Source organism: Acidobacteriota bacterium, assembly GCA_039028635.1.
GTDB lineage: Bacteria > Acidobacteriota > Thermoanaerobaculia > Multivoradales > JBCCEF01 > JBCCEF01.
This window is the reverse complement of record JBCCHV010000033.1, coordinates 13,441-37,029: the sequence shown is the minus strand read 5'-3', so window position 1 is coordinate 37,029 and position 23,589 is coordinate 13,441. Positions and strand designations below refer to the sequence as shown.

The following is a 23,589-nucleotide window of genomic DNA, read 5'->3' as shown; positions in this document are numbered from 1 at the left end:
GGGACTTCAGCTCAAGGCGAAGAAGCTGCCGGGAGATCGCTCGACCACAGGCCGCGGTCGATGGTGCCGAGATAGAGCCGATCGCCGACCGTGCGGACGGCCGAGACCCGCGACGCCGCCACCGGCAGGGTGACCTCGATCAAGCGGGCGGCGGTGCGGTCCCACAGACGGGCGGATTTTTCGCCGAGGATCAGTGAGCCATAGCGGCGATGGCCGGTGGCCAAGGCCCGCGCCGGCTGGTCGAGAAGCCGCCGCCAGGGCTCGTCGCCCGTTGCGCGGTGCCAAAGTCCGTCCTCGCTGGCGTAGAGCAGGCTGCCGCCGGCGGCGACCCGGCCGCTGCTGGCCGGTGCCGCCACGGAGGTCACCTCGCCATTCGACCAGCGCAGGAGCCGAGCTCCGGCGCTCAGCCACAGGCCACTCGGCGTCAAGGCCAGGCCCTGGCCCTCGGCGAGAGCTTCCGGCAGCGGCCGGAAGACGCCTCCGGCGGATTCGAAGAGGCCGTTGCGACTTCGCACCACGGCCCGTTCGCCCACCGTCGCCAGCTCCTCGAAGCGACCTTCCCCGACCTCCCGCACCACACGCCAATCGGCGCCGATCCGCTCGTAGAGCCCATCTTCGGTGGCAGCGAGCAAACGCGGGCCCGCCACCGCCAGATCGAGCACCGACGGCAGGCCTCGCTGGGGCCGTTGGAATCCGTCCTTGCTCGAGTAAATCCCGGAGGCCGGCCCGGCGTGGTTCACCGCCGCCAGAACCTGCTCTCCGGAAACCGCCAGTGCCGCAATGCGGACGTTGGTCATGCCGCGGGCCGAGCGCTCGAAGGACGCCCCGCCGTCGTCCGAGCGCCAGACTCCCGAGCCTTCCGTCGCCAGCCAGACTCTCTCGCCCCGGTGCGCGATGTCGAGAACGGCGAGCTGCGCACTGGTGCGCCGCTGCCAGCTCTCGCCACCATCACGACTGCGGTAGAGGCCACCCACCGTCCCGGCGAGAAGATCGCCGCCGGCGAGGGCCGCGAAAGAAGGCGTGCGACGCCAGGCCAGCCCCTCGCGGAAGCGGGTCCAGCTAGTGCCGCCGTTGCGGCTGCGATAGACCCAGCCGCAGGTCGAGGCCCACAGGGTGCCCGGCTGCTCCGGCACCGGCACCAGGCGGAAGACCTCGCTGTCGAGAGCCATGCCTTCGAACACTCCCTGCCAGCTACGGCCGCCATCGAGGCTGCGATAGGCGCGCCGCCAGGTACCGGCGATCACCCGCTCCGGGTCCGCCGGATCGATCCACAGGCTGGTGACCTTCTGGATCTCGGGCACCTGGCCGGTCAGAGGCTGCCAGCTCGCGCCGTCGTCGCGCGACCCGTAGACACCGCTGCGAGTGCCGGCATAGAGGCGGCCTGCAGCCCGGGCGAGGGTGTAGATCTGCTCTCCCGGCAGTCCTTCGCTGCGGCTGCGCCAGGTGTGACCGCCATCGTCCGACAGCACCACCGAGCCACCGCCCCAGACGCCCCACAGAGCGGCCCACAGGCGATCCGACGTCTCGACGACGAGGTCGCCGACCACCCAGCCGCCCAACGGCGTCGCGACGCCCAGCTCACGCCACGAGTCGCCGCCGTCCGGGGAGCGGTAGATCTGCCCCGAAGAGGTACCCGCCCACAGCGTCTCCGGCTCCTCCGGATGGAGGGCGAGGCTGCGCACATCGGCCCCGAAGAGGGGCACTGACTGCCAGTCGAGGTCAGCGGCGGGTGAGACCGGCTGCGCGAAGGCCGCAGTCGTCCAACAGAGAACGGCGAGCACCAGGATCGGAATCCGTCCCAAAACTCGTCGCCGTCGAGGCTGCGCTAGCCCGCCCTTCTCACGAGGTTTCCTCGCGAGAGACCGTAGGTTCTTGAAGATGCAAGGCTTCCGTCGCTGCCACGACGCAGCCGTACTCGACGTACTGCGAGGAGAGCAGGCGACGGAAAACGCAGCAGATTCACGGACATACGGACGCGCAGCGGAAAGCTCGTGAGAAGGGCGGGCTAGAGAAAAAGCCGACACCCCGCGACGATAGCACCGCCGAGGGCCAGCCCGGCCTTCCACCACCTGGTCTGAGAAGGTCGGGCTAGACTCGGTCACCGATGCCACCCTGGTCGCTTCTCGATCTCGTTCCGGGCCTCTACTTCGCGGCCTGTGCCGCTGCCGGCCTGTGGGCTTTGAAGCGCTGGTTCGACGCCCTTCCCAAAGCCACCACCGGACTCTTTCTCGCCCTGGTGCTGGCGCTCTTCGGACAAGAACTCTTCGGCGGCCAGATCCTCTTGCCGGTGGACAACCTGCGCGGCTTCCACCCCTTTCGCCAGCTCACCCCCGCGGATCCTCCCGGAAATCACCTCCAAGGCGACCAGATCGCCCTCTTCACTCCACTGGCGGCGAGCGCGCGCCGGGCCCTGGCGGCAGGACGCTGGCCGCTGTGGGATGCCGACAGCGGTGCTGGCCTGCCGCTGCTGGCGATCCCCGAGACCCAGCTCTTCCACCCCTTCCGGCTGATCGCCCTGCCGCTGCCCCTCGAGCGGGCCGCCGGCGTCGTCGCCAGCCTCCAGGTACTCACCGCCCTGAGCTTCGCTTTCCTGTTCTTCCGCCGCCTCGGCAGCTCTCCGTCCGCCGCCACCTTCGCGGCCCTCGCCTTTGGCCTCGGCGGCTTCATTCAGCTCTGGCTCGGCTGGCCCCGGGGCGCCGTCGGCGCCCTCCTCCCGGCCGTGCTCTACGCCGTGCTGCGAATCTGCGATCGTGGCAGTCGCCGCGACCACGCCCTGCTGATCGTGACGGTGCTCGGCATTCTGGGCGCCGGCGACCCGGAGGTCGCCGGCTACGCCCTCGTCGCCGCCATCGGCTGGTTGATCTTCCGCCTCGCCCACTCGGCTCCGGCGGCGCGCCCAGCGATCGGCCGGCGAGCCCTCTTCGCCGGACTCCTGGCGGCCACCATCACCGCTCCGCTCTTGCTCCCGCAGTCCCACTGGACCTCGGAGACCACCGAAGCCCACGTGGTGCGAGAACGCAGCCGCAACGCCCAGCAGCAGGATCCTCTCGGGCTCACCACCCTCGGCACCGCGGAAAAGCGTCGCCAGGCCTTCCAAGAGGCCACCGCCCGCCTCAAGCCGCTGGTCGCGGCCGGGGCCTATCAGGAGCACCGCCAGGCCCTCTATCCCGGCCCCGTCAACCGCAACGAGGATGCCGCCGCCTTCGTCGGCACGACCAGCCTGTTGCTCGCTCTGCTGGTAGTCGTGACCGGCGGAGCGCGGCGCGGCAACGGCTTCTGGATCGCTTCCGGCGCCCTGGCGTTCTGCGCCATCCTGGGGCTGCCACCGCTGCCCCAACTGCTCGACGGACTTTGGCCCTTCGGCCCGTCGGCGAGCTTCCATCGCCGCCTCGCCCTGTTCTTGGCGCTGGCGACGGCAGCCCTCGCCGCCCACGCCCTCGATCGCCTCGACCGGTCCCGCGGCCGGGCGACGCTGGTGGCGGGTGGTCTCGGGCTGGCGATCTGGTGGGGTACTCCGGCCGGCGAGGCGATGTGGCCAGCGCTGGCAGTCCTGATCCTGGCCTGGGCGCTGCTCCTCGGCTGCCCGCGACGCTACCGCGCCCTCGCCCTCGGCATCCTGCTCACGGCGGAGCTCCTGCTGCTCCATGGCGGCGCCAATCCGGCCATGCCGCGACACCTCTACTTCCCGACGCCGCCGACGATCGAGTTCCTGCAGCAGGCCCGCCAACAGGAGCCCGGCAGCCGCCTCGCCGCCACCCACCGCGTCCTGTTACCGCGCATGGCCAGCATCTACGGCCTCGGCGACGTGCGCCCGGGTCGACTCCAGCCCGAGATCTACGCGCGCCTCGCCGGCTTTCTATCGGCACCCGAGGTCGACCTCGACGACCCTCGTCTCGACCTCCTCGGGGTGCGCTGGCTGCTCACCGCACCGGACGCCGATCTCCCCGGCGAGCCCTCCTTCGGCGATGCCAGCGGGCAAATTTGGGAACGCCCGAATCCCCTGCCCCGGCTCTTCCTGCCACCGGCGACGGAGCTTGTCGGCGACCAGCCTTGGGCTCAGCGCCTGGCCAGCCTCGATCCCCATCGGACGGCTCTGGTCCGTGCCGGCCCGGAACGCGATACCCCCTGGCAGGCCAGCCACCACGCAGCATCCGCTCTCGAGTTCCGAGCCGTCGACGACCAACGGCTGACGGCCCGGATCGACCTCGCGGAGGAGCGGCTGATGGCCAGCTCGATCTACCAGGACGGCGGCTGGCGCCTGCTGGTCGATGGACGCCGACACCCCACCCAGCTCGCCAACGGCCCGCTGCTGGCGGCCTGGCTGCCGGCGGGCGATCACTCCCTGGAGCTGCTCTATCGCCCGCGGCGCTTCCTCCTCGGCATGCTCCTCGCCGCCCTCGGCAGCGCGATCGCAGCCGCCTGGCTGGGCGCCCCCAAGGGCCGGCCGACGGCCGTCTGAGCATCACCACCCAAGGAGCTCCCCAACCGCCGGGATCTTCTCCCGATCGCATATAAGATTTACATTAATTACTTTTTACACTAAAATTCTTACCCTCTGTATGGCAGAGATCTTTTTTGCTCTAGAGGAGGGTTCACATGAAGCGCTGGATTTCGATCCTGATCGTCTCGCTCGCGCTGCCGACCGCAGCCGCCGCTCAAACCATCGACGGCACGGTCTTCCGCGACTACAACGCCAACGGCACCTGCGATTCCACCGGCGGAAGCTGCGATGGCTCCCTCGAGCCCGGCATCGCCGGAGTCCGCGTCGATGCCTTCGACGCCAGCGGAGCCGCCGCCGGTGATTCCCCGCGCATCACCGCCGCCGATGGCTCCTTCACTCTGACCGGCGTCAGCGGCAGCGTGCGCCTCGAGTTCACTCTGCCGAGCGGTGGCGGGCTCGACTTTCTGGCTCCCGGCGCCGCCGGTCCGTCGACGGTCGCCTTCGCCAGCGGCGGAGACACGGTCGAGGTGGGTTTCAACAATCCGGCCGATTTCTGCCCCACCAATCCTCGCTTCGTGGTGAGCTGCTTCACCAACGGCGATCCGATGCACCCCTCGAACGTCGCCGAGCCGGTGATCGTCTCCTTCGAGTATGACGACGAAGGAGATGACACCAGTATCAACCGCGACAAACAGACGGAGGTCGCCCAAGCGGCCCTCGGACCGGTCTGGGGTCTGGCCTACGACCGCGACCGCCAGTTCCTCTACAGCGCCGCCCTGCTCAAGCGTCACGTCGGCCTCGGCCCCGGCGGCATCGGCGCCATCTACCGCACCAACCTCGCCACCGGCGTGACCGATGCCAGCCCCTTCTTCGACTTCGGGGCCAGCGCTGGCAGCGTGCTCGACAACGCTACCCGCTTCAGCATGCCGGCCGGCTCGGGCTCGACCCCGGACCGCTTCGGCGACAACATCGATCCCTCCACCTTCGGCCAGGCGGCGACCGTCGGTTTCGGCGATCTCGAGCTCTCGGAGGACGGTGCCACGCTATTCGTCACCAACCTGGCGGACCGCACCGTCTACCGCCTCAACACCTCCGGCACGGTGAGCGCCAGCGCCATTCCCGGGGCTCCCTGGCTCGCCACCAACCCCGGCGGCGGCACCGCCCGGGCCTGGGGCCTCGACGTTCAGGACGGCCTGCTCTACGTCGGCGTGGTGTCGGACGCTGCCCCCCTCGCCTTCCAGGTCTACATCTGGGACGGCACGGCCTGGAGCACCGCCTTTGCCAGCCCGGTGCCGCTGACCTATCAGCGCCAGCTCAGCGACCGCACCCCCGACGCCACCGACTTCTGGCGCCCCTGGACCTTCACCTACACCGGCAGCGAGGTCGACACCAACGCCAGCGCCACTCCGGCCAACATCGACTACGCCATTCCCCAGGCCATTCTCGCCGACCTCGAAGTCGAGCCCGGCGGCATCATGACCCTCGGCTTCATGGATCGCGGCGGCCTGCAGTACGGCTATGAAACCCCCGAGCCGGACGACACCAGTGCCGGCGATATCGACATCTCCTACTGGCCCGCCGGCGACACCCTGCGCGCCACCCGCTCCGGCGCCAACTGGGTGATCGAGAACGGCGTCGGCGGCTCCGGCGCCAACCCCTTCGGTCCCGGCGGTCGCGAGTTCTTCGACGACCTTCCGGACTGGGTCGCCGGCGATCAAGCCGCCTTCTTCTCCCACGACGTCGGCGCCGGTGGTCTGCTGATGCGCAAGGGCAGCGGCGAGGTGGCGGCCACCTCCTCGGACCAGGTGCGCCCCTTCTCCGGCTCGATGGCCTTCTTCGACCTCGCCGATGGCAGCTCGGACCGCTCCCTCGAGGTCTTCTTGGACACCACCTCGACGGACTTCTCGAAGGCCGGCGGCCTGGGCGACATGGAGTTGCTCTGCCCGCCGGCGCCGATCCAGGTCGGCAACCGCGTGTGGTGTGACGACGTCAACCGCAACGGCATCCAGGATCCCGGCGAGGCCGGCATCAACGGCGTCACTGTCCGCCTCGACTGCGGCGCCGACGGTAGCGCCACCGCCATGACCAGCGGCGACGGCAACTACCTGTTCAGCGCTTTGGGCGCCAACCCGATTCCTCCCGGCGCCATCTGCACCCTGTCGATCGATCCCTCGACCATGCCGGGCTTCCCCAGCGGCTGCGTCGATCCGGCCTTCGCCAACGTCGGCTCGCCGAGTGATCCCGGCAGCGACCTGCGCGACAACGACGGCGTTCCGATGGCCTCGCAGGTGGAGGTTCCGGTCACCGTCGGCGGCCCGGGAGCCAACGATCACAGCTACGACTTCGGCTTCCGCACCCCGCCGCAGCCGCTCCTGACGGCGGTCAAGACCGACGCCATTCCGGTCGGCGGCGACGGCGATGGCGACGGCATGCTCGATGGCGGCGACACCCTGAAGTACACCGTCACCATCACCAACAACGGCGATGGCGTCGCCACCGCCGCCAACTTCGCCAGCTCGATCGACGCCAGCACGAGCCTGGTGGTGGGATCGGTGATGACCAGCCAGGGCACCGTCACCACCGGCAACACCGCCGGCGACAGCAGCATCGCCATCGACCTCGGGGATGTCGCCGCCGGCGGTACGACGGTCACGGTGATGTACGAAGTGACCCTCGCCAACCCGATTCCGGACGGCGTCACCGAGGTGGTCTGTCAGGGCTCCCTGACCTCCACCAACCATCCCCCGGTGTCGACCGATGACCCCGACACCCCGGACTCCACGGATTCGACGGACACCCCCGTCGACGCGGCACCGGAGGTCAGCGCCAGCAAGATCGACGCACTACAGGTCGACGGTGACTTCGACGGCCGCGCCGATGCCGGCGACACCATCCGCTACACCGTCGAGGTGCGCAACGACGGCGACGCCAGCGCCCTCGCCACCGTCTTCACCACCGCGGTCGACGCCAGCACCAGCCTGGTGGTCGGCTCGGTGACCACCAGCCAGGGCACGGTGACCACCGGCAACACCGCCGGCGACACCAGCGTGGCGGTCGACATCGGCACCCTCGCCGGAGCCGGCAGCTCCGTCACCATCACCTTCGATGCGGTGGTCGACTCGCCGCTGCCGGCCGGAGCCTCCGAGGCCACCTGCCAAGGCTCGGTGACCGGCAGCAACATCCCGACCACACCGACGGACGATCCGGACGATCCCACCGGCAGCACCGACCCGACGGACACACCCCTCGATCTGGGGGAGGACTTCGGCGATGCGCCGGATTCCTACACCACTACGGCCAGCCCGAGCCACCGTCTCGACGGCACCACCGGGATCTACCTCGGTGCCTGTGTCGACAGCGAGTCGGCCGGTCAGCCGGCTCCGGCCGGTACCGCCGCCGATGGCGACGATGCCAACGACGCCGGTAGCCCCGCGGCCGTCCTCGGTACCTGCAGCGGCAACGACGATGAGGACGGCGTCACCTTCGACACCATGATCATCGCCTGCGCCATGGCCCAGGTGACGGTGGCTTCGGCCGGCGGCGGCAGCCTCAACGCTTGGATCGACTTCGACCGTGACGGCCAGTTCGACCACCCGGCCGAACGGATCGTCGACGACCGCACCCTCACCGGTAGCGACACGATCCAGTTCATGGTTCCCTGCAGCGCCACCGCCGGGGCCACCTACGCCCGCTTCCGGGTCGATTCGGAAGGCGGACTGACGCCCACCGGCAGCGCCGACAACGGCGAGGTCGAGGACTACCAGGTGACCCTCAAGGGGGTCGACCTCGGCGATGCGCCGGACTCCTACGGCACCACCGCCGGCGTCGGCGGAGCGAGCCATGGGGTCGATGCCACCAGCCCGCTCTACCTCGGCGCCTGCGTCGACACGGAGATGGACGGCCAGCCGGCGACCGCCGGCGATCCGGCCAGCGGCGACGACGGCGGTGCCGGCACCGCCACCGTCGGCACCTGCGCCGTCACCAACGACGACGAGGACGGCGTCACCTTCGACTCGATGGTGATCGCCTGTGCCTCCAGCAACCTCACGGTCACCGCCAACGCCGCCGGCATCCTCGATGGCTGGCTCGATTTCGACGCCGATGGCGCCTTCCAGGCGGACGAGCGAATCTTCAGCGGCCAGGCCCTCGCGGCCGGCAGCAACGCGCTGAGCTTCAACGTCCCCTGCGACGCCGAATCCGGCACCACCTATGCCCGCTTCCGGCTATCGAGTAGCGGCATCGCCAGCCCCACCGGCTCGGCGATGGACGGTGAGGTCGAGGACTACGACGTCACCACCAAGGGAATCGATCTCGGCGACGCCCCGGACTCCTACGGCACCACGCTCGGCGCCAGCGGAGCCCAGCACGCCGTCGATCCGGCGACGCCGCTCTACCTCGGCGCCTGCGTCGACACCGAGAGCGACGGCCAGCCGGCCACCGCCGGCGACCCGGCGGACGGCGACGACAACAATGCCGGCCTGTCGACGATCGGGACCTGCGTCGGCAACGATGACGAGGACGGCGTCACCTTCGACTCCATGATCGCCGCCTGCGGCTCGGCGGACATCACCGTCACCGCCTCGCAGTCGGGTCAGCTCCATGCTTGGCTCGATTTCGACGGCGACGGCGTCTTCCAGGCGGACGAACAGATCTTCGACAACCAGGCGGTGCCCGCCGGCTCCTTCAACTTGAGCTTCGGCGTGCCCTGCGAGACGGAATCAGGCAACACCTACGCCCGCTTCCGAATCTCCAACTCGAGCAGCCTCGGCCCCACCGGCCCGGCGATGGACGGTGAGGTCGAGGACTACGACGTCACCACCAAGGGAATCGACCTCGGCGACGCGCCGGACTCCTACGGCACCACGATGGCTGCCGGCGGTGCCCAGCACGCGGTCGATCCGGCGACGCCGCTTTACCTCGGCGCCTGCGTCGACACCGAGAGCGACGGCCAGCCGGCCGCCACCGCCGGCGATTCGGCGAACGGCGACGACAGCAATGCCGGCCTATCGGAGCTCGGCACCTGTGCCGGCAATGACGACGAGGACGGCGTCACCTTCGACTCGATGGTGATCGCCTGCGGCTCGACGGATCTCACCGTCGTGGCTTCCCAGGCCGGTCTCCTCGACGCTTGGCTCGACTTCGACGGCGACGGCGCCTTCCAGGGCGACGAGCAGATTTTCGCCAACCAGGCGCTGGCACCGGGTACGACACCGCTGAGCTTCGACGTCCCCTGCGAGGTCGTTTCGGGGGTCACCTACGCTCGCTTCCGCGCCTCCTCCGCCGGTGGCCTCGGCCCCGACGGAGTGGCGATGGACGGCGAGGTCGAGGACTACGACGTCACCGCCAAGGGCCTCGACCTCGGCGACGCGCCGGATTCCTACGGCACCACGGTGGCCGCCAACGGTCCGCGTCACGCCGTCGATCCGGCAACCGCTCTCTACCTCGGCGCCTGCGTCGACACCGAGAGCGACGGCCAGCCGGTGGGGAGCGGCGCCGACGGCGACGACCTCGGCATCGGCACCTCGACCCTCGGCACCTGCAGCGGCAACGACGACGAGGACGGCATCGTCTTCGACTCGATGGTGATCACCTGCGCCTCAGCGGATCTCACCGTCACCGCCGCCGCCAGCGGCCGTCTCGACGCCTGGATCGACTTCGATACGGACGGCGTCTTCCAGCCGGACGAGCAGGTGTTCAGCGACCAGGCGGTGGCCGCCGGCGGCACGCCGCTGACCTTCGACGTTCCCTGCGACGCCACCGTCGGCGACACCTACGCCCGCTTCCGCCTGTCGAGCGTTGGTGGCCTCGGCCCCCAAGGCCCGGCGATGGACGGCGAGATCGAGGACTACCGGATCAGCGTCAAGGGAATCGACCTCGGCGATGCCCCGGCGCCCTATCCGACCACCCTCGGCGACGACGGAGCGCGCCATGTGGTGTTGGCGACGGGCAATCCGACCCTCGGTGTCGCGGTCGACACGGAGCCCGACGGCGTGCCCTCGACCAGCCACATGGGCGACGACCTCGCCGGTACGGACGATGAGGACGGGGTTTCGAACCCGGGCGTCGTGGTGCCGGGAACGGACGCCACGGTCACCCTGACCGGCGGTGCCACCGGCGGTCTGGTGGATGCCTGGATCGACTTCAACGCCGACGGCGACTGGAGCGATCCGGGCGAGCAGATCGCCACCTCCGTGGCGCTGGCGGCCGGTGCCTCCCTCGACCTCACCTTCGCCGTGCCGCCGGGATCGCCGATGGGCGAGACCTGCTCGCGCTTCCGCATCTCGAGCGCCGGCGGCCTGACCCCGACGGGTCTGGCGATGGACGGTGAGATCGAGGACTATCCGATCGCCATCGGCGTCGAAGACCCGGTGATCGGCATCGCCCAGGAGGTCAAGTCCCTCGAGCGCACGGAAGGCGTGCTGCACGAGATCACCTTCGAGATCAAGGTCGACAACTTCGGCAACGTGCCGCTGACGACGGTGCAGGTGGACTCGGAGCTGGCGGACTGCCTGTCCGAGGCCGTCGGCTACACCGTACTGGAGGTGTCGAGCGACGACCTGACGGTCAACGGCGCCTTCGATGGCGACGGGGATCCGCGGATCCTGTCCGGAAGCGATGCCATCGAGGTCGGCGAAAGCGGCAGCGTGCTGGTCAGCTTCGAGCTCGATCCGGGCAACAACTCGGGGCCCTACGCTTGCTCGAGCATCGGCACCGCTTCGAGCCCCGAGGGCACCGAGGTGATGGACGTCAGCCAGGAAGGTCCGGAATCTGATCCGGACGTCAACGGCGACCCCCGCGACAACGATGAGCCGACGACCTTCGGGGTCACCATCTCGGTGCTCGAGATTCCCACCGTCGGCGAGGTCGGCCTCTTCCTCCTGGCCTCTCTTCTGTTGCTTGCCGGCTGCGGGCTCCTCCGCCGTCGCGCCAGCGACCTCTAGAGCAGCCGGCGCCCGATCCCCTCATCGGGCACGGCACTTCTCTGGGCCGCCTCCGTCAGGAGGCGGCCACTTTTTTTTGCCTCGGCCTTCTCCGCGAGAGGCTGTATGGCCTGGCAGCAGAGAACCGGCGAGCGAGTCCGGCTAGCCTGGAGGTCGCAGCAGAGGACGACGGACCGCCAGCACCAGGCCGAGGAAGAGCACCGAGAGCAGGGTGGCGACGGCGAACAGGAAGGCATAGGAGGTGGCATCGGCAAGCAGGCCGGAGGTCGAGCTCGCGACCATCTTGCCCACCACCTCGAGAGAGGCCAGCAGGGTGTAATGGGTGGCACCGATGCGCTTGTCGACGCGGCTCATCATGTAAGCAAACATCGCCGTGGTGAGAGCACCCCCGAAGAACTGCTCACCGCAGGTCACCACGATGACGGCCTCGGCAGAGGTGCCCACGACCGCCAGAAGCCACTGACCGGCGAGCGGCAGAATGCGGAACAGCGCGGCCCACAGAATCGCCCGCAGGGGGTCGAGGCGCGAGGCCACAACTCCTCCCAGCACCGAGCCTGCAATCGAGAACACCATTCCCCAGGTGCCGACCCAGAGACCGATCTGAGCCTGTTCGAAGCCGGCGTCCACCAGAAAGGGCTTGAACATGGCGTCGGCGAAGGACTCGCCGGTCTTGTAGGTCAGCACCACCAGCAACAGCCAGAGCCCCCCGGGAGCCCTCAAGGAGGTTCCGAGAGCGCGCAGAATGGCTCCCAGACGAGGCGCATCGAGGGCACTCGGTGGCGGCGTCTCGCGGAAGGCGAGAACCCGGATCCCGGCGATCAACACCAGCGCTCCCATCGCCAGGAACAGTCCCTTCCAGCCCACCCACTGGCTCGCCCAGACGAGTAGTCCACCGCCGGTGAGAATGCCGATCTTGTAGCCCACCACCTGAGCGATGTTGCCGTAGCCGAGCTCTTCCGGCCGCAGCAGATCCACCGCCAGGCCGTCGACCGCGACATCGAGGGTGGCGGCGCAAAAGTTCATCGCCAAGACCAGCAACAGAAGCTCCGTCAGCCCATCCGTCGCCGACAGCGTCGCGGCCAGGAAACAGGTGGCGGCGAGGCCTCCCTGGAGCGGCAGGATCCAAGACCGGCGAGCCCCGAGGGGGCCATGGCGATAGCGATCGACCAGCGGTGACCACAGGAACTTCAGCAGCCAGGGCAGACCGAGGGCGGAGGCCAGGCCGATGCCGGTGAGGGAGACCCCCTCGCCCCGCAGGTAGACCGGCAGCGCCAGGATCTGAAAACCGTACGGCAGCCCCTGGACGAAGTACAGAACCCAGAGAACGGAGAGCCGGCGCATGGCCGGCATTCTAGGCCGGGTCGGGCTCGATGTAGCGATCGATCACCGCCGCACCGCAGGCATCGCCCCAGACATTGACGGTGGTGCGGAAACGGTCGAGCAACCAATCGACGGCCAAGATCAGAGCCGTTCCCTCGAGCGGCAGGCCCACCGCCTGCAGCACGATCACCATGGTCACCAGGCCGGCCTGGGGAATGCCCGCCGCGCCGATGGCGGCGAGAGTGGCAGTGAGGAAGATCATCACCTGCTGACCCACCGTCAGATCGATACCCACCGCCTGGGCGATGAAGATCGCCGCCACCGATTCGTAAAGGGCGGTGCCGTCCATGTTGATGGTGGCGCCCAGGGGCAGCACGAAGTAGGTCGCCTTACGCGACACCTTGTTGTTGTCTTCGACCGCCTCGATGGTCAGCGGCAAGGTCGCCGACGACGACGCGGTGGAGAAAGCGGTGAGCAAAGGCGCCGCCATGTTGTAGAGGTAGGGCAAGGGATTCCGCCGGCCGACCAGCCACAGGATCAGCGGCAGCACCACCAGGGCGTGCACCGCCAAGCCGAGAATCACTGTCAGCATGTACTTGCCCAAGCCACCGATCAGGGTGCCGAGATCGCCGGCCTCGCCGAAACGCCCGGCCACCAGCCCGAAGACGCCCAGGGGAGCCATCCACATCACCAGGTAGACGATCTTCATCATCGCCTCGTTGAGGCCGTGGAAAAAGGCGATCACCGGCGCTCCGGGCTTGCCGATGGTGGTCAGAACGCCCCCCAGAACGAGCGAGAAGACGATCACCGGCAGGATCTGCAGGTTGGCCATCGCCCCGAAGATGTTGTCCGACAGGAACGACAGCATGATGTCGGCGAAGCCGAGGTCACGCTTCGCCGCCACCTGCTCCGGGATCGACTCGACGTTGAAGGGCACGCCGATGCCGGGCCTGATCAGGTTCACCATCACGATGCCCAGGAAGACCGCGATGCCGGTGGTGGCGGCGTAGTAACCGACCGTTCGAAGGCCGACTCGGCCGAGCCGGCGAACGTCCCCCAATCCGGTGATGCCGACGATCATCGAGGCCATGATCAGGGGAACGATGATCATCTTGAGGGCGCGCAGGAAGAGCGTTCCCATCCAGTCGAACATCGTCATGCGCTCACCGAAGAGCTGCACTCCGACAAAGGCCAGCACGATGCCGGCGACGATGCCGATCAGGATGATGGTGTTGTGGCGATCGTTCATGCTCCCTCCGCAGTCATGGATGGCAGGGCGATAGCATACCGCCCGATGCTCTCCCTGCGAGATCCAGTCCATGGCTTCATCCGTGCCGACTCCCTCGAAGCGGCGCTGATCGACAGCGCACCCCTCCAGCGGCTGCGCTCGATCCGCCAGCTCGGACTCACCCATTTGGTGTTTCCGGGAGCCGAGCACAGCCGGTTCAGCCATGCCCTGGGCGCCATGGAGCTGGCCGGCCGGGCCTACGACTCGCTAGCCGCGAAGAGCGGCGGCCGGCTGCCCGAGAGCCGAACCTGCCGGGAGCGCCGCCTGGTGCGCGCCGCCGCCCTGCTCCACGACATCGGCCACGCCCCCTTCAGCCATTCCGCCGAAGAGCTCTTCGAGGAAGGCATCGATCACGAGGAGATGACCCGCCGGCTGCTGCGCCTGGACGAGCTCCAGGTGCCCTTCGAGCGCCATGGCGACGGCTTGACGGCGGCCGACGTCGACGAGCTCCTCGCCGGCCGCGGAGACCCGCTGCTGGGACAGATCATCAGCGGCGAGCTCGACGTCGACAAGATGGACTACCTGCTGCGCGACAGTCTCTTTTGCGGCGTGCGCTAAGGCAACTTCGACCTCGAGCGCCTGCTCGACACCATCGTGCCGGTGCGCGATCCGGAGACAGAGCGCTGGGGCCTGGGGGTCGAAGAGGGCGGCGTCCACGCCCTCGAAGCCCTGATCATGGCGCGCTACTACATGTTCGCTCAGGTCTACTACACGGTGGTCAGCAAGGCCCTCGAGCTGCACCTCAACCATTGGCTGAAGTCCGAGGGCTGGCGATGGCCGGCAGAGCCGCGGGCTTTCCTCGAGCAAGACGACGTCACCGTCATCACCCGCATGCGAACGTCATCGGATCCCCACGCCCGCGCCGCGATCCGCCGCGGCGGACACTTCCCCCTCGCCTTCGAGACCCGCGAGCACCTGCGGAACGAAGAACGGCAGCGCTTCGAAGGCCTGCTCCCGGAGCTCTCGGCCCGCTTCGGGCCGGGCAACCTGCTGATCTCTCACTCGGCCAAGGATCCCCACCGCATGGCCGCCAGCCGCATGCTGGTGCGCCGCCAGAGCGGTGCTCTCGAGCCGGTCGAGCAGTTCAGCCACTTCCTGCGCCATCTGGCGCGCATCGACCGCTACCGCATCTATGCCCGCGGTGAGCTGCGCGATGCGGTGGCGACGGCCGTCGAGGAGCGTTGGCCATGACTCCCAGCACCCGCCTTTACCTGGTTCGCCACGGCATCACCGCCGCCAACCGCGAAATGCGTTTCGTCGGCGACCGCGACGATCCCCTGACGCGAGAGGGAGAGAGCCAGGCGACGGGCCTGGCCGGCATGCTCGAAGCCGTCGGCCTGAGCGCCGTCTACGCCAGCCCGGCGCGTCGGGCTCAGAGCACCGCCGCCCCCCTCGGGCAGGCCTGCCGTTTGGTCGTCCAGACCGAGCCGAAGCTCAAAGAGATGGCCTTCGGTGACTGGGAAGGCCTCCACATGGCCGACATCCGGGCCCGCGACGACGGCGATCTGCTCGGCCGCTGGCTGGCGGACCCGGAGCTCGCCCCGCCCGGCGGTGAGTCGCTGGCCGCCGTGCAGCGCCGCCTGACCGCTTTGGCGGACAACCTGGTCCAGCGTCATCGCGGTGAGTCCATCGCCCTCGTGACCCATATCGGCCCCATCAAGGCACTGCTCTATGCCGCCCTCGGCACGCCCCTCGCCAACGCCCGCCGGATGATGCTCGACCCGGCCTCGGTTCAGATCATCGACTGGGGAAAATCACCCACCGTTCGCCTGGTCAATGCCACGCCGAATCTCGATCAGGCGGCGCGGCCCGGTACCGCCCTGCTGCCGTGAGGGCGCACCAACTTTCGCGGAATTACGTTAGTATTCGCCTTCCGCGGGCCAATCCAGGGACAGTCCAGCGCGCCCTTCGCAGCGGCGGGCTCGGCGCGAGAGCACAAGGTCTCGATGCGACAAGGCCTCCCTGCAAAAAACGCTGCAGACGGACCTGCGGACCTCGGGACCGGAACACCCTGAGACAGCCGCTGGAGACCTCGAACGAGCGCCCGCGCCGTGACGAGGCGGGGACGACGGAAGAGATTTCGAGATGGTGAAGGCAGAAGGGGCCCTGGCATGGCACATGTGCTGATCGTCGAGAAGGATCGAGTGCTGGCGACGGCGATCGAAGATCGTCTGCGCGCCGCCGGCCATTCGATCGACCTCCGCGAGGCCGCCGAGCAACTCACCGCCAAGCCACCGGCCGGCAGCGTCGGCACCATCATCCTGGGCATCGACCGCGGCGACGAGCCCCGCCCCGAAGCCGTGGCGCAGCTCCTCGACCAGTTCGCCGGTCGCCTGCCGTTGATCGCCCTGTCGGCCAGCGAAGACCGCGAGCACCGCCTCGCCGCCCTCAAGGCCGGGGCCCTCGAGTTCATGACCAAGCCGGTCGACCTCGAGGAGCTGACCCTGCGCGTCGACCGGCTGGCCGGCAGTCCCGACGACATTTTCGAAGGCAATCTGGCGACCTATGCCCCGTGGGAGATCCTCGAATCGCTGCGCTACGGACGACGCACCGGCGTGCTGCGCATTCAGGGCACCGCCGACGGCGGACGCTTGACCCTCGAAGAGGGCCAGATCGTGGAAGCCACCTGGGGAGCCCTGCGGGACGAGCAGGCGCTGCTCGCCGCCGCCAGCGCCAGCGAGGGTCGCTTCCGCTTCGTGGCCGGTGAAGGCGCCAGCGGCAAGACGCCCCTCGCCAGCCAGGAGGTGTTGCTGCGCAGCCGCTGGATGGTGGATGAGCTGGAACGCCGGCGGCATTGGCTGCCGGTCACCGGAGCCCCGCTGTCACGGCTCCGCGACGAGGTTCCCGAGGAGCTCGCGAGCCACCAGGATCTGCCCACCGAAGCCATCCTGGAACACCTCCGCCAAGCCCCCGAAAGCCGCATCTACGACTTCCTCAAGGCGCTGCCCTACGCCCCCCTCGCGATTCGCCTCGCCACCGCCTGGCTGGCCGAAGAGGGTTGCCTCGAAGAGCCCAATTCCCGCCTCGGCGAAGAGGCCTTCCCGACCACCCAGGCGCTGAGCTCGTCGCTGCTGCTGGAGGTTGCCGTCGCCGACCTGCTGGCAACCGCCCGCGACCGCGGCTTCGACGCCCAGACGGTGCCCTATCTGGTGCTCTTCGAGCCGGAGGTCGGCGAGCAGCTCGACGGCCTCTTCACCAACCTGCCGGACACTCCCGAGAACCAGGCCTTCCATCGCCTCGGCCGCCAGCTCGCCAGCCGGCGCAGCGGCAGCACGACACTAGAGCACGAAAGCGGAACCCTGTCGTTCCACTTCAAGGCCCTCTCACCGGCCGCCAAACCGCAGATCGAGGTGGTGGCGCCGGCCTGCGCCGGCATCATGATCTGGCTCGCCCAGGGGAACGCTGAAGACTCGGTCCGCAGCGCCGTGCGACGCCTCTCCGGAAGCGGCGGCAAGCAACCCACGGGCGTGGTGATCGCACCCACCGACGAAGCCCAGGCCGCGGTCCGAAAGCTCCTCGTGCGAGCTCGGCACTGGCGGTCGACGCCGCATCCGCCGCGCAGCCTGCTCGCCGTCCTGCGCTTGCTGAGGGCCGAGACGTGAGCCGACGCGGCGAGCGGCCGGCCCTGCTGGTGGTGGACCCGATCACCGAGCGGCGGCGGACCCTCAGCCACGCCCTCGCCACTTCCTACGAGGTGGTGCCGGCGGTCGACGCCGCCGAAGGCCAGCTCTACGCCCACAACCTCGGCCCCGCGGTGGTGGTGATGCCGGCCTCCCTGGCGCGCAGCGCCGGTGGTTGGGCCTTTGCCGAGGCTGGCGACGACCAGACCCTCGTCCTCCTCGGATCCGGTGATCCCAGCGAAGAGGAGGACTTCCCGGATCATGCTCTGCTGCTGCCAGCCCACGGCCTGGCGCGCGAGGACCTGATCCGCAAGATCCGGCTGGTGCTCTTGGCGCGCGAAGCCGGCATCGAAAGCGACGTTCGCTTCGAAGCCCTGATCGGCGACCTCACCCGCGTGCCCCTGCTGGAGCTCGTCCAGGTGCTCAGCCGCATGCGCCTGAGCGCTCGCCTCGAGCTCGTCGGCCGCGGCGCGATTCGCCTCGACGGCGGCCAGCTGCACTCGGCGCGGGCTGGCAACTCCGACGACCTCAAGGCCTTCTGCCGCCTCGGCCGCCTCACCGAAGGACCGCTACGGGTCACCCTCGAAGACCCCCCGCCGGGCGAGAGCTCACTGCCCGGCGACCTGAGCAGCGCCCTGGTCCTGGCCATCGAAGACAGCCTCGGCGATTACCCTCCGCCGGGAGACCTGCTCAGCCTCTCGGTGCGCGATGGCTTCTTCGAGACCTCCTTCAATCGCCTGCAGCGCGACATCCTGGCCTACGCCCACCGCCAGGCGACGGTGCAGGAAACCTTCGACGGCATCGCCGAGACCGACGGCACCATCCTGCGCGAAATGATCAGCCTCGAGGACGCCGGTTTCCTGCTTCGCGAGACGGCGCCGACGGCCCTCCACGTGATGACCGACTCGACCAGCGACCTGCCGCCGGACCTGGCGGCCGAACACGGCATCGAGATCGTTCCCCTCACCGTTCACCTGGGAGGCCGCAGCTTCAAGGACCGCGTCGATCTGCAACCCGGCTCCTTCTACGAGCTGCTGCCGAAGACTCGTGAGCACCCCACCACCGAGCCGCCGCCAAGGCAAGAGTTCGCGCGCCGCTTCGCGGCCCAACCGGAGTCGCGCCAGATCCTCTCGCTGCACATTTCGTCGGCCCTGTCCGAGACCTATCGCAACGCCCGCTCCGCTGACCGTCCGGGTGATTCCGCCGCGGTGATCGACAGCCGCCTCGTCAGCATGCCCCTCGGCCTGCTCACCCTGTTCGCGGCCCGCCTCGCCCTGCGCGGCTTCGAGAGCGACGTGATCGTCCGGCGAGTGCGCGCCATGGCGCCCCGTTTCCACACCTTCTTCGTCGTCGACACCCTCGACTACCTGGCCCGCGGCGGCCGCATCGGCAAGGCCCGGGCCCTGCTCGGCAGCCTGCTCAACATCAAACCCATTCTGGGCCTCGAAGACGGCCAGATCGTGCCGGTGGCGCGGGTGCGTGGCGGCCGCCAAGCACACCCCAAGATCCTCGAGCTGCTGCGCGCGAGCATCGATCCGGCACGGCCGGTGATCGCCGGCATCGCTCATTCCTCGGCGCCGGTCTGGGCCGACCGCCTGCGCTCCCTGATCCACCGCGAGCTCGAGGTGCAGGAATTCGTGATCGGCGACATGGGACCGGTGGTGGGCGCCCACGTCGGCCCCGGCACCGTCGGCGCCACCCTCTTCCAGCCCAGCGCCGACGAAGCGACCGATCTCGCTCCGCTGAGTCGGGACACCTAACGGGCCAACGCGCGACAAGACCAGCCCACCCCATGAGCCTCGACATCCCTGCCATCGCCGACTACCTGCGCGGATTGCAGGACCGCATCACCGACCGCCTGGCGGAGCTCGACGGCGAGCAGAGCTTTCATCAAGACGACTGGCGCCGGGCCGAGGGCGGTGGCGGACGCACCCGGGTGCTCGCCCAGGGAGCCCTCTTCGAGCAGGCCGGCGTCGCCTTCTCGGACATCCAGGGCGACCACATGCCGGCCGCCGCCACTCGCCTGCGTCCGGACCTCGCCGGCCGGCGCTTTCGCGCCCTCGGCGTCTCTCTGGTCCTCCATCCGCACAACCCCTACGTCCCCACCACCCACGCCAACGTGCGCTTTTTCATCGCCGAGAAGCCCGACGCCGAGCCCGTCTGGTGGTTCGGGGGCGGCTTCGACCTCACCCCCTACTACGGCTTCGATGTCGACGCCATCGCCTGGCATCGCACCGCCCGCCAGGCCTGCGAACCGTTCGGCGACGGCGTCTACGAACGCTTCAAAGAGCGCTGCGACGAGTACTTCTTTCTGCGCCATCGCGGCGAGACCCGCGGCGTCGGCGGCCTGTTCTTCGACGATCTCAACGCCTGGGGCTTCGAGCGCTCCTTCGCCTTCCTGCGCTCCGTCGGCGATCACTTCCTGCCCGCCTACGAGCCCATCGTCGAACGCCGCCGGAACACTTCCTTCGGCGAGCGCGAGCGCCAGTTTCAGCTCTACCGGCGCGGCCGCTACGTCGAGTTCAACCTACTCTGGGACCGCGGCACCCTCTTCGGCATCCGATCCGACGGCCGCACCGAATCGATCCTGATGTCGCTGCCGCCGCTGGTGCGCTGGCAGTACGGCTTCGTCGCCGAGCCGGGGAGCCCCGAGGCTCTTCTCACGGAGCGCTACCTCAAGCCCCGCGACTGGCTGGCCGAGGGCTGAGCGCGGCCGACTTCACTCCGCCTTGCGAGTCCGCAAGGTGCCTCCGAACATCCGCTTGAAGCTCAGGCTGGCACCACCCATCTGCGGATTGTGGGGCGCCATCACCCGAAACGGCGACACCTGACCCGGCATGATCGGGTTGAACTCCACGATGGCCGACCGAATCGTGACCGTCTGCCCCGACGACGTCGTCCAGGTGACCACCGCTTCGACGTTCTTGAGCGGCTTCTCCGTCAGGTTGCGCACCCGCCCGCTCGCGGTGGCATAGCCGTGGGCACTCGACCACCGCCAATCGAGGATTTCGAGCTCCGCCCGGCCGCGCTCCGCCTGCCGTTGTCGATCGACCCGAGCCTGCCGCCGCAAGGCCTCCGCCTGCTCGCCATAGTCGCGGTTCTCGGGTCTTAGCTCGGCCAGCTCACGGTAGATCTTGGCGCGTCGATCCAAGCTCGCCTCCTCCACTTCGGCCAGCAGCTCGCGCTCTCGATCGGCGGCATCGACCTCACGGCGCTGCGCGCTGCTTCGACGGATCTCCGCTTCCAGGGCGATCGCCGCGCTGTCGGCCGGAGCTCGCTGCCGCACCTGGCCGACGGCCTCCCGGGCCGCCGCCAGATCTCCCGTCGCCATGGCCATCCGCGCCGCCGCCAGATCCTGGCGATTGGCCCGTTCCAGAGCCTCCTTCTCGGCCTCCCGTTCGGCTCGCTCGGCAGCCGTCAGCTCGACCGCTTCGCCGCCGCCTCGATCCGTCTCGATCAGACGGCCCAGTCCGTAGAGCCCGAACAGGACGACCAAAGAGACGAAGATCACCCACGAGCACCCCTTGCGCAGACCGCTCACGGCTCCCCCCGAGACTCTGCTCCGGTGCCACTCTGGGTGACCGAGCGCCAGAAGCGATCGAGCCGATCGACCAGTCCTCGCGGCTGATCGTCGCCGAGGAAGAGGTGGCTTCCGGGCAGCGTCTCCACCTCGACCCCCAGCGGCGGCGAGCGCCAGCTATCGACGAAGAAAAGATCGGCATTGCCCCGGGAGGGATGGTCCGCAAAGCCCTCACTCCAACCCGGCACCACCGCCAGGGCGGGCACCCGCAGCTCGGCCAGCTCGGCGGTCAGGTCGCCGGCCAGAAACTCACAGAGATAGCGCACCATCACCGCAATCGGCACCCGCACCATCTCCTGCCAGAGCTCGCGACCGCGAACCACACTCCGACTGTAGACCTCCGCCGGCCACATGCCGTCGTTCCAGGTCTCACGGGAGACGGTACGAAACCAGCTTGGCGCCCACATCCCATCCACGGCGCGGCGACGCTCGGCAGGTTCGACGGCCTGCCCCGGCACCAACGGCCGCGCCACCTCGCCGGCGAGAAAGACCACTCCCGCCACCCGGTCCGGATGCCGGTGCGCCAGCCGCAGAACGGCCTGCGACGCCGGCCCGAGATGGCCGGCGAGGATCGGGCGGCGGAGCCGTCGCTCGGCGATCAGGTCGAGGAGGCCGGTGACCAAGCCGCCGGTCCAGGTCTGGTCACCGTAGCTGGTGCCGACGGGCGGCATCGGCGGTGCCGCCGTACCTCCGAAGCCGGCCGGCGTCACCGCGAGCACCCGCCAGTCCTCGGCCAGCTCCTCGGCCAGGGGCAGCAAGGATTCGGCACCGAAGCCGAATCCCGACACCAAGATGATCGAACGCTCGCCTTCACCGAGCTCCAGAACCTTGCCCAGACTGCCGAGGGGAGCCGTCTGGTAACCCTCGTCGTGAACCAGGTTGTCGATCGGATCCGCCCCCGCCAGCAGGGTCAAGGCCGACAGCAGGAGTCCCAAGCACCGAGCCATCTCAGATCAACCTCTCGGTCTGCAAGGAGCGCTCGATCTCTTCGCCCCGACGCAGCAAACGCAACCGGATCTCGACCCCGCTGCGCGGCACCAGCGGCCCCGCCCGCAAGGCACCGAGGTCGAGGTCGGCAACCGCCTGGTCGTCGATCGCCACAATTCGGTCGCCGACCTCCACACCGGCCCTGGCCGCGGCCGAGCCTGGAATCACGTGCGCCACCTCGAGGTGCTGCGCGCCGGGTCCCGGAGGCGCCACCTGCAGGCCCGTGGTGTCGAACTCGAAGGGCTCCCGCAAGCGCTCGTTGGGTTCCAGGATCAATCGCCGATTCGGGAGATCGAAAATGGTGCGGAAGCGCTGCAGAACGGGCACTCCCAACCAGCCATCGGCGAAGGACGAAGTGTCCGACGCGACGAAGCCGGCGACCGCCCGCTCGAGGGCGATGTCCTCGAAACGCAACTCTTCGAGGCGACCGACGAATCCCCGAGCCGGTCCCTGGCTGCCCCAGCCGACGATGATGTCGTCGAGCCCCGTGGCCGGCCGCGCCGGCCGGCCACGAGCGCTCTCACGAAAACCCACCGCCTGCCGCGCCCCAGTATCGAGAACGAGCTCGAAGCAGCTCTCGGCTCCGCCGTCGACCACAGCACAGGCCGGCACCGCATAGGCGCCCCGTTCGGAATCGACGGTGATCGGCAGGATCGTGCCGTGACCGGGGTAAGCAAAGCTCTCGGCGGGGTGCAGGACGAGGCGCTGCCCGGCCCAATCGATGTCGACCACCAGGTCCGTGAAAACCGCCCGCCCGAGCACACCGTCGACCCCCGGAATGACGTCGCCGAGCACGCCGACGACCGCAAAGGCCTCGGAGACGAGGACCTCCCCCAGGCGCAGCGCCACCCCGCCGACCAGCGGAGCCGTCTGCGCCTGGCCGTCGCCATGACCCTGCACGTTGGCCTGGGCCAGCACCGGCCAGCCGAGCTCGTCGACCAGCGCGCCATCGGTGAGCACCATCACCGCCGCCCCCGAATCCAGGATCAACCGCAGCGGCTCTTCCCGGCCCACCAACTGCACGTCGACGACCGGCAACCCGTGGTAGAGCTCGAACGGCAGCTCAACGCTCTCCGCGGCGGCCGCGAACTCCACTCGCGCCGAGCTCAAGTCCTGTGCCACCAGCTCCGGCGCAAGCCCGCCGCAGGCCATCACGGCGACGAGCACGAGTCCACGCGCCCATCGCTTCATCGTCCAAGCTCTGCCGGCGAGACTGGTGGGATGCCGGTGGATTTCGCCATCGAACCGGACCAGGCCACTGCGATCCGGTACAGCCATCTCCCGTCGCGAGAGGTTAGTCTTCAAGGAGTCTCCCTTCTCGCGCCGGCCAACACCGGCGCGGGTCAATCGTCGAGAAGCACCCCCGGACCCGGCCGCGAGAGACCGCGACCGAAATCCGGGAGAGGAGGACT

General features: G+C 69.1%; 14 protein-coding genes. 8 read left to right on the top strand and 6 right to left on the bottom strand.

What is annotated here, in order from left to right; genetic code table 11:
• Positions 1-11 precede the first annotated feature (11 nt).
• Positions 12-1,802 (bottom strand): hypothetical protein, encoded by a 1,791-nt coding sequence (locus tag AAF604_14440; protein ID MEM7050863.1) that lies wholly within the window; start codon positions 1,800-1,802, stop codon positions 12-14.
• A 302-nt stretch (positions 1,803-2,104) separates the two neighbouring features.
• Between AAF604_14440 and AAF604_14435 the strand changes: the two genes are divergently transcribed.
• Both AAF604_14435 and AAF604_14430 read left to right on the top strand, forming a co-directional pair.
• Positions 2,105-4,459 carry a YfhO family protein gene (locus AAF604_14435; GenBank protein ID MEM7050862.1) on the top strand — a complete coding sequence of 785 codons (2,355 nt, stop codon included), beginning with the start codon at positions 2,105-2,107 and terminating at the stop codon, positions 4,457-4,459.
• Positions 4,460-4,596: 137 nt separating this feature from the next.
• Positions 4,597-11,382, top strand: coding sequence for a GEVED domain-containing protein (locus AAF604_14430; GenBank protein ID MEM7050861.1), 6,786 nt, complete (start codon positions 4,597-4,599; stop codon positions 11,380-11,382).
• A 141-nt stretch (positions 11,383-11,523) separates the two neighbouring features.
• Here AAF604_14430 and AAF604_14425 read toward each other — a convergent pair whose 3' ends face one another.
• Both AAF604_14425 and AAF604_14420 read right to left on the bottom strand, forming a co-directional pair.
• A complete protein-coding gene (locus tag AAF604_14425) occupies positions 11,524-12,723 on the bottom strand; it encodes an MFS transporter (GenBank protein ID MEM7050860.1) in 1,200 nt (399 codons plus the stop codon).
• Between the two features lie 10 nt (positions 12,724-12,733).
• Entirely contained in the window at positions 12,734-13,951 is a 1,218-nt protein-coding gene (locus AAF604_14420) for a dicarboxylate/amino acid:cation symporter (protein MEM7050859.1), read from the bottom strand.
• Positions 13,952-13,996: 45 nt separating this feature from the next.
• On the opposite strand from AAF604_14420, the gene AAF604_14415 reads away from it, so the two are divergent.
• The 6 genes from AAF604_14415 (at position 13,997) to hemF (ending at position 20,317) form a co-directional block, all read left to right on the top strand.
• Positions 13,997-14,548, top strand: a complete 552-nt coding sequence (locus AAF604_14415) for an HD domain-containing protein (GenBank protein ID MEM7050858.1) — start codon at positions 13,997-13,999, stop codon at positions 14,546-14,548.
• A 21-nt stretch (positions 14,549-14,569) separates the two neighbouring features.
• Positions 14,570-15,181, top strand: coding sequence for a hypothetical protein (locus AAF604_14410; GenBank protein MEM7050857.1), 612 nt, complete (start codon positions 14,570-14,572; stop codon positions 15,179-15,181).
• Positions 15,178-15,822, top strand: a complete 645-nt coding sequence (locus AAF604_14405) for a histidine phosphatase family protein (GenBank protein ID MEM7050856.1) — start codon at positions 15,178-15,180, stop codon at positions 15,820-15,822. Before AAF604_14410 ends, AAF604_14405 begins: the two co-directional genes overlap by 4 nt.
• Before the next feature lie 279 nt (positions 15,823-16,101).
• Positions 16,102-17,592 carry a DUF4388 domain-containing protein gene (locus tag AAF604_14400; GenBank protein MEM7050855.1) on the top strand — a complete coding sequence of 497 codons (1,491 nt, stop codon included), beginning with the start codon at positions 16,102-16,104 and terminating at the stop codon, positions 17,590-17,592.
• On the top strand, positions 17,589-19,370 hold the full coding sequence (locus AAF604_14395) for a DegV family protein (GenBank protein MEM7050854.1): 1,782 nt from the start codon (positions 17,589-17,591) through the stop codon (positions 19,368-19,370). Before AAF604_14400 ends, AAF604_14395 begins: the two co-directional genes overlap by 4 nt.
• A gap of 32 nt (positions 19,371-19,402) precedes the next feature.
• The gene (gene hemF, locus AAF604_14390) at positions 19,403-20,317 is read left to right on the top strand and encodes an oxygen-dependent coproporphyrinogen oxidase (GenBank protein MEM7050853.1); all 915 of its coding nucleotides are present in this window, start codon (positions 19,403-19,405) and stop codon (positions 20,315-20,317) included.
• 12 nt (positions 20,318-20,329) lie between these two features.
• Here hemF and AAF604_14385 read toward each other — a convergent pair whose 3' ends face one another.
• From AAF604_14385 to AAF604_14375, 3 genes are read right to left on the bottom strand one after another with little or no spacing between them, the layout of a single operon-like run.
• Entirely contained in the window at positions 20,330-21,151 is an 822-nt protein-coding gene (locus AAF604_14385) for an FxLYD domain-containing protein (protein ID MEM7050852.1), read from the bottom strand.
• On the bottom strand, positions 21,148-22,137 hold the full coding sequence (locus tag AAF604_14380) for an alpha/beta hydrolase (protein ID MEM7050851.1): 990 nt from the start codon (positions 22,135-22,137) through the stop codon (positions 21,148-21,150). The genes AAF604_14385 and AAF604_14380 overlap by 4 nt, the downstream gene beginning before the upstream one ends.
• A gap of 1 nt (position 22,138) precedes the next feature.
• Entirely contained in the window at positions 22,139-23,482 is a 1,344-nt protein-coding gene (locus AAF604_14375) for a PDZ domain-containing protein (protein MEM7050850.1), read from the bottom strand.
• Positions 23,483-23,589: the final 107 nt, after the last annotated feature.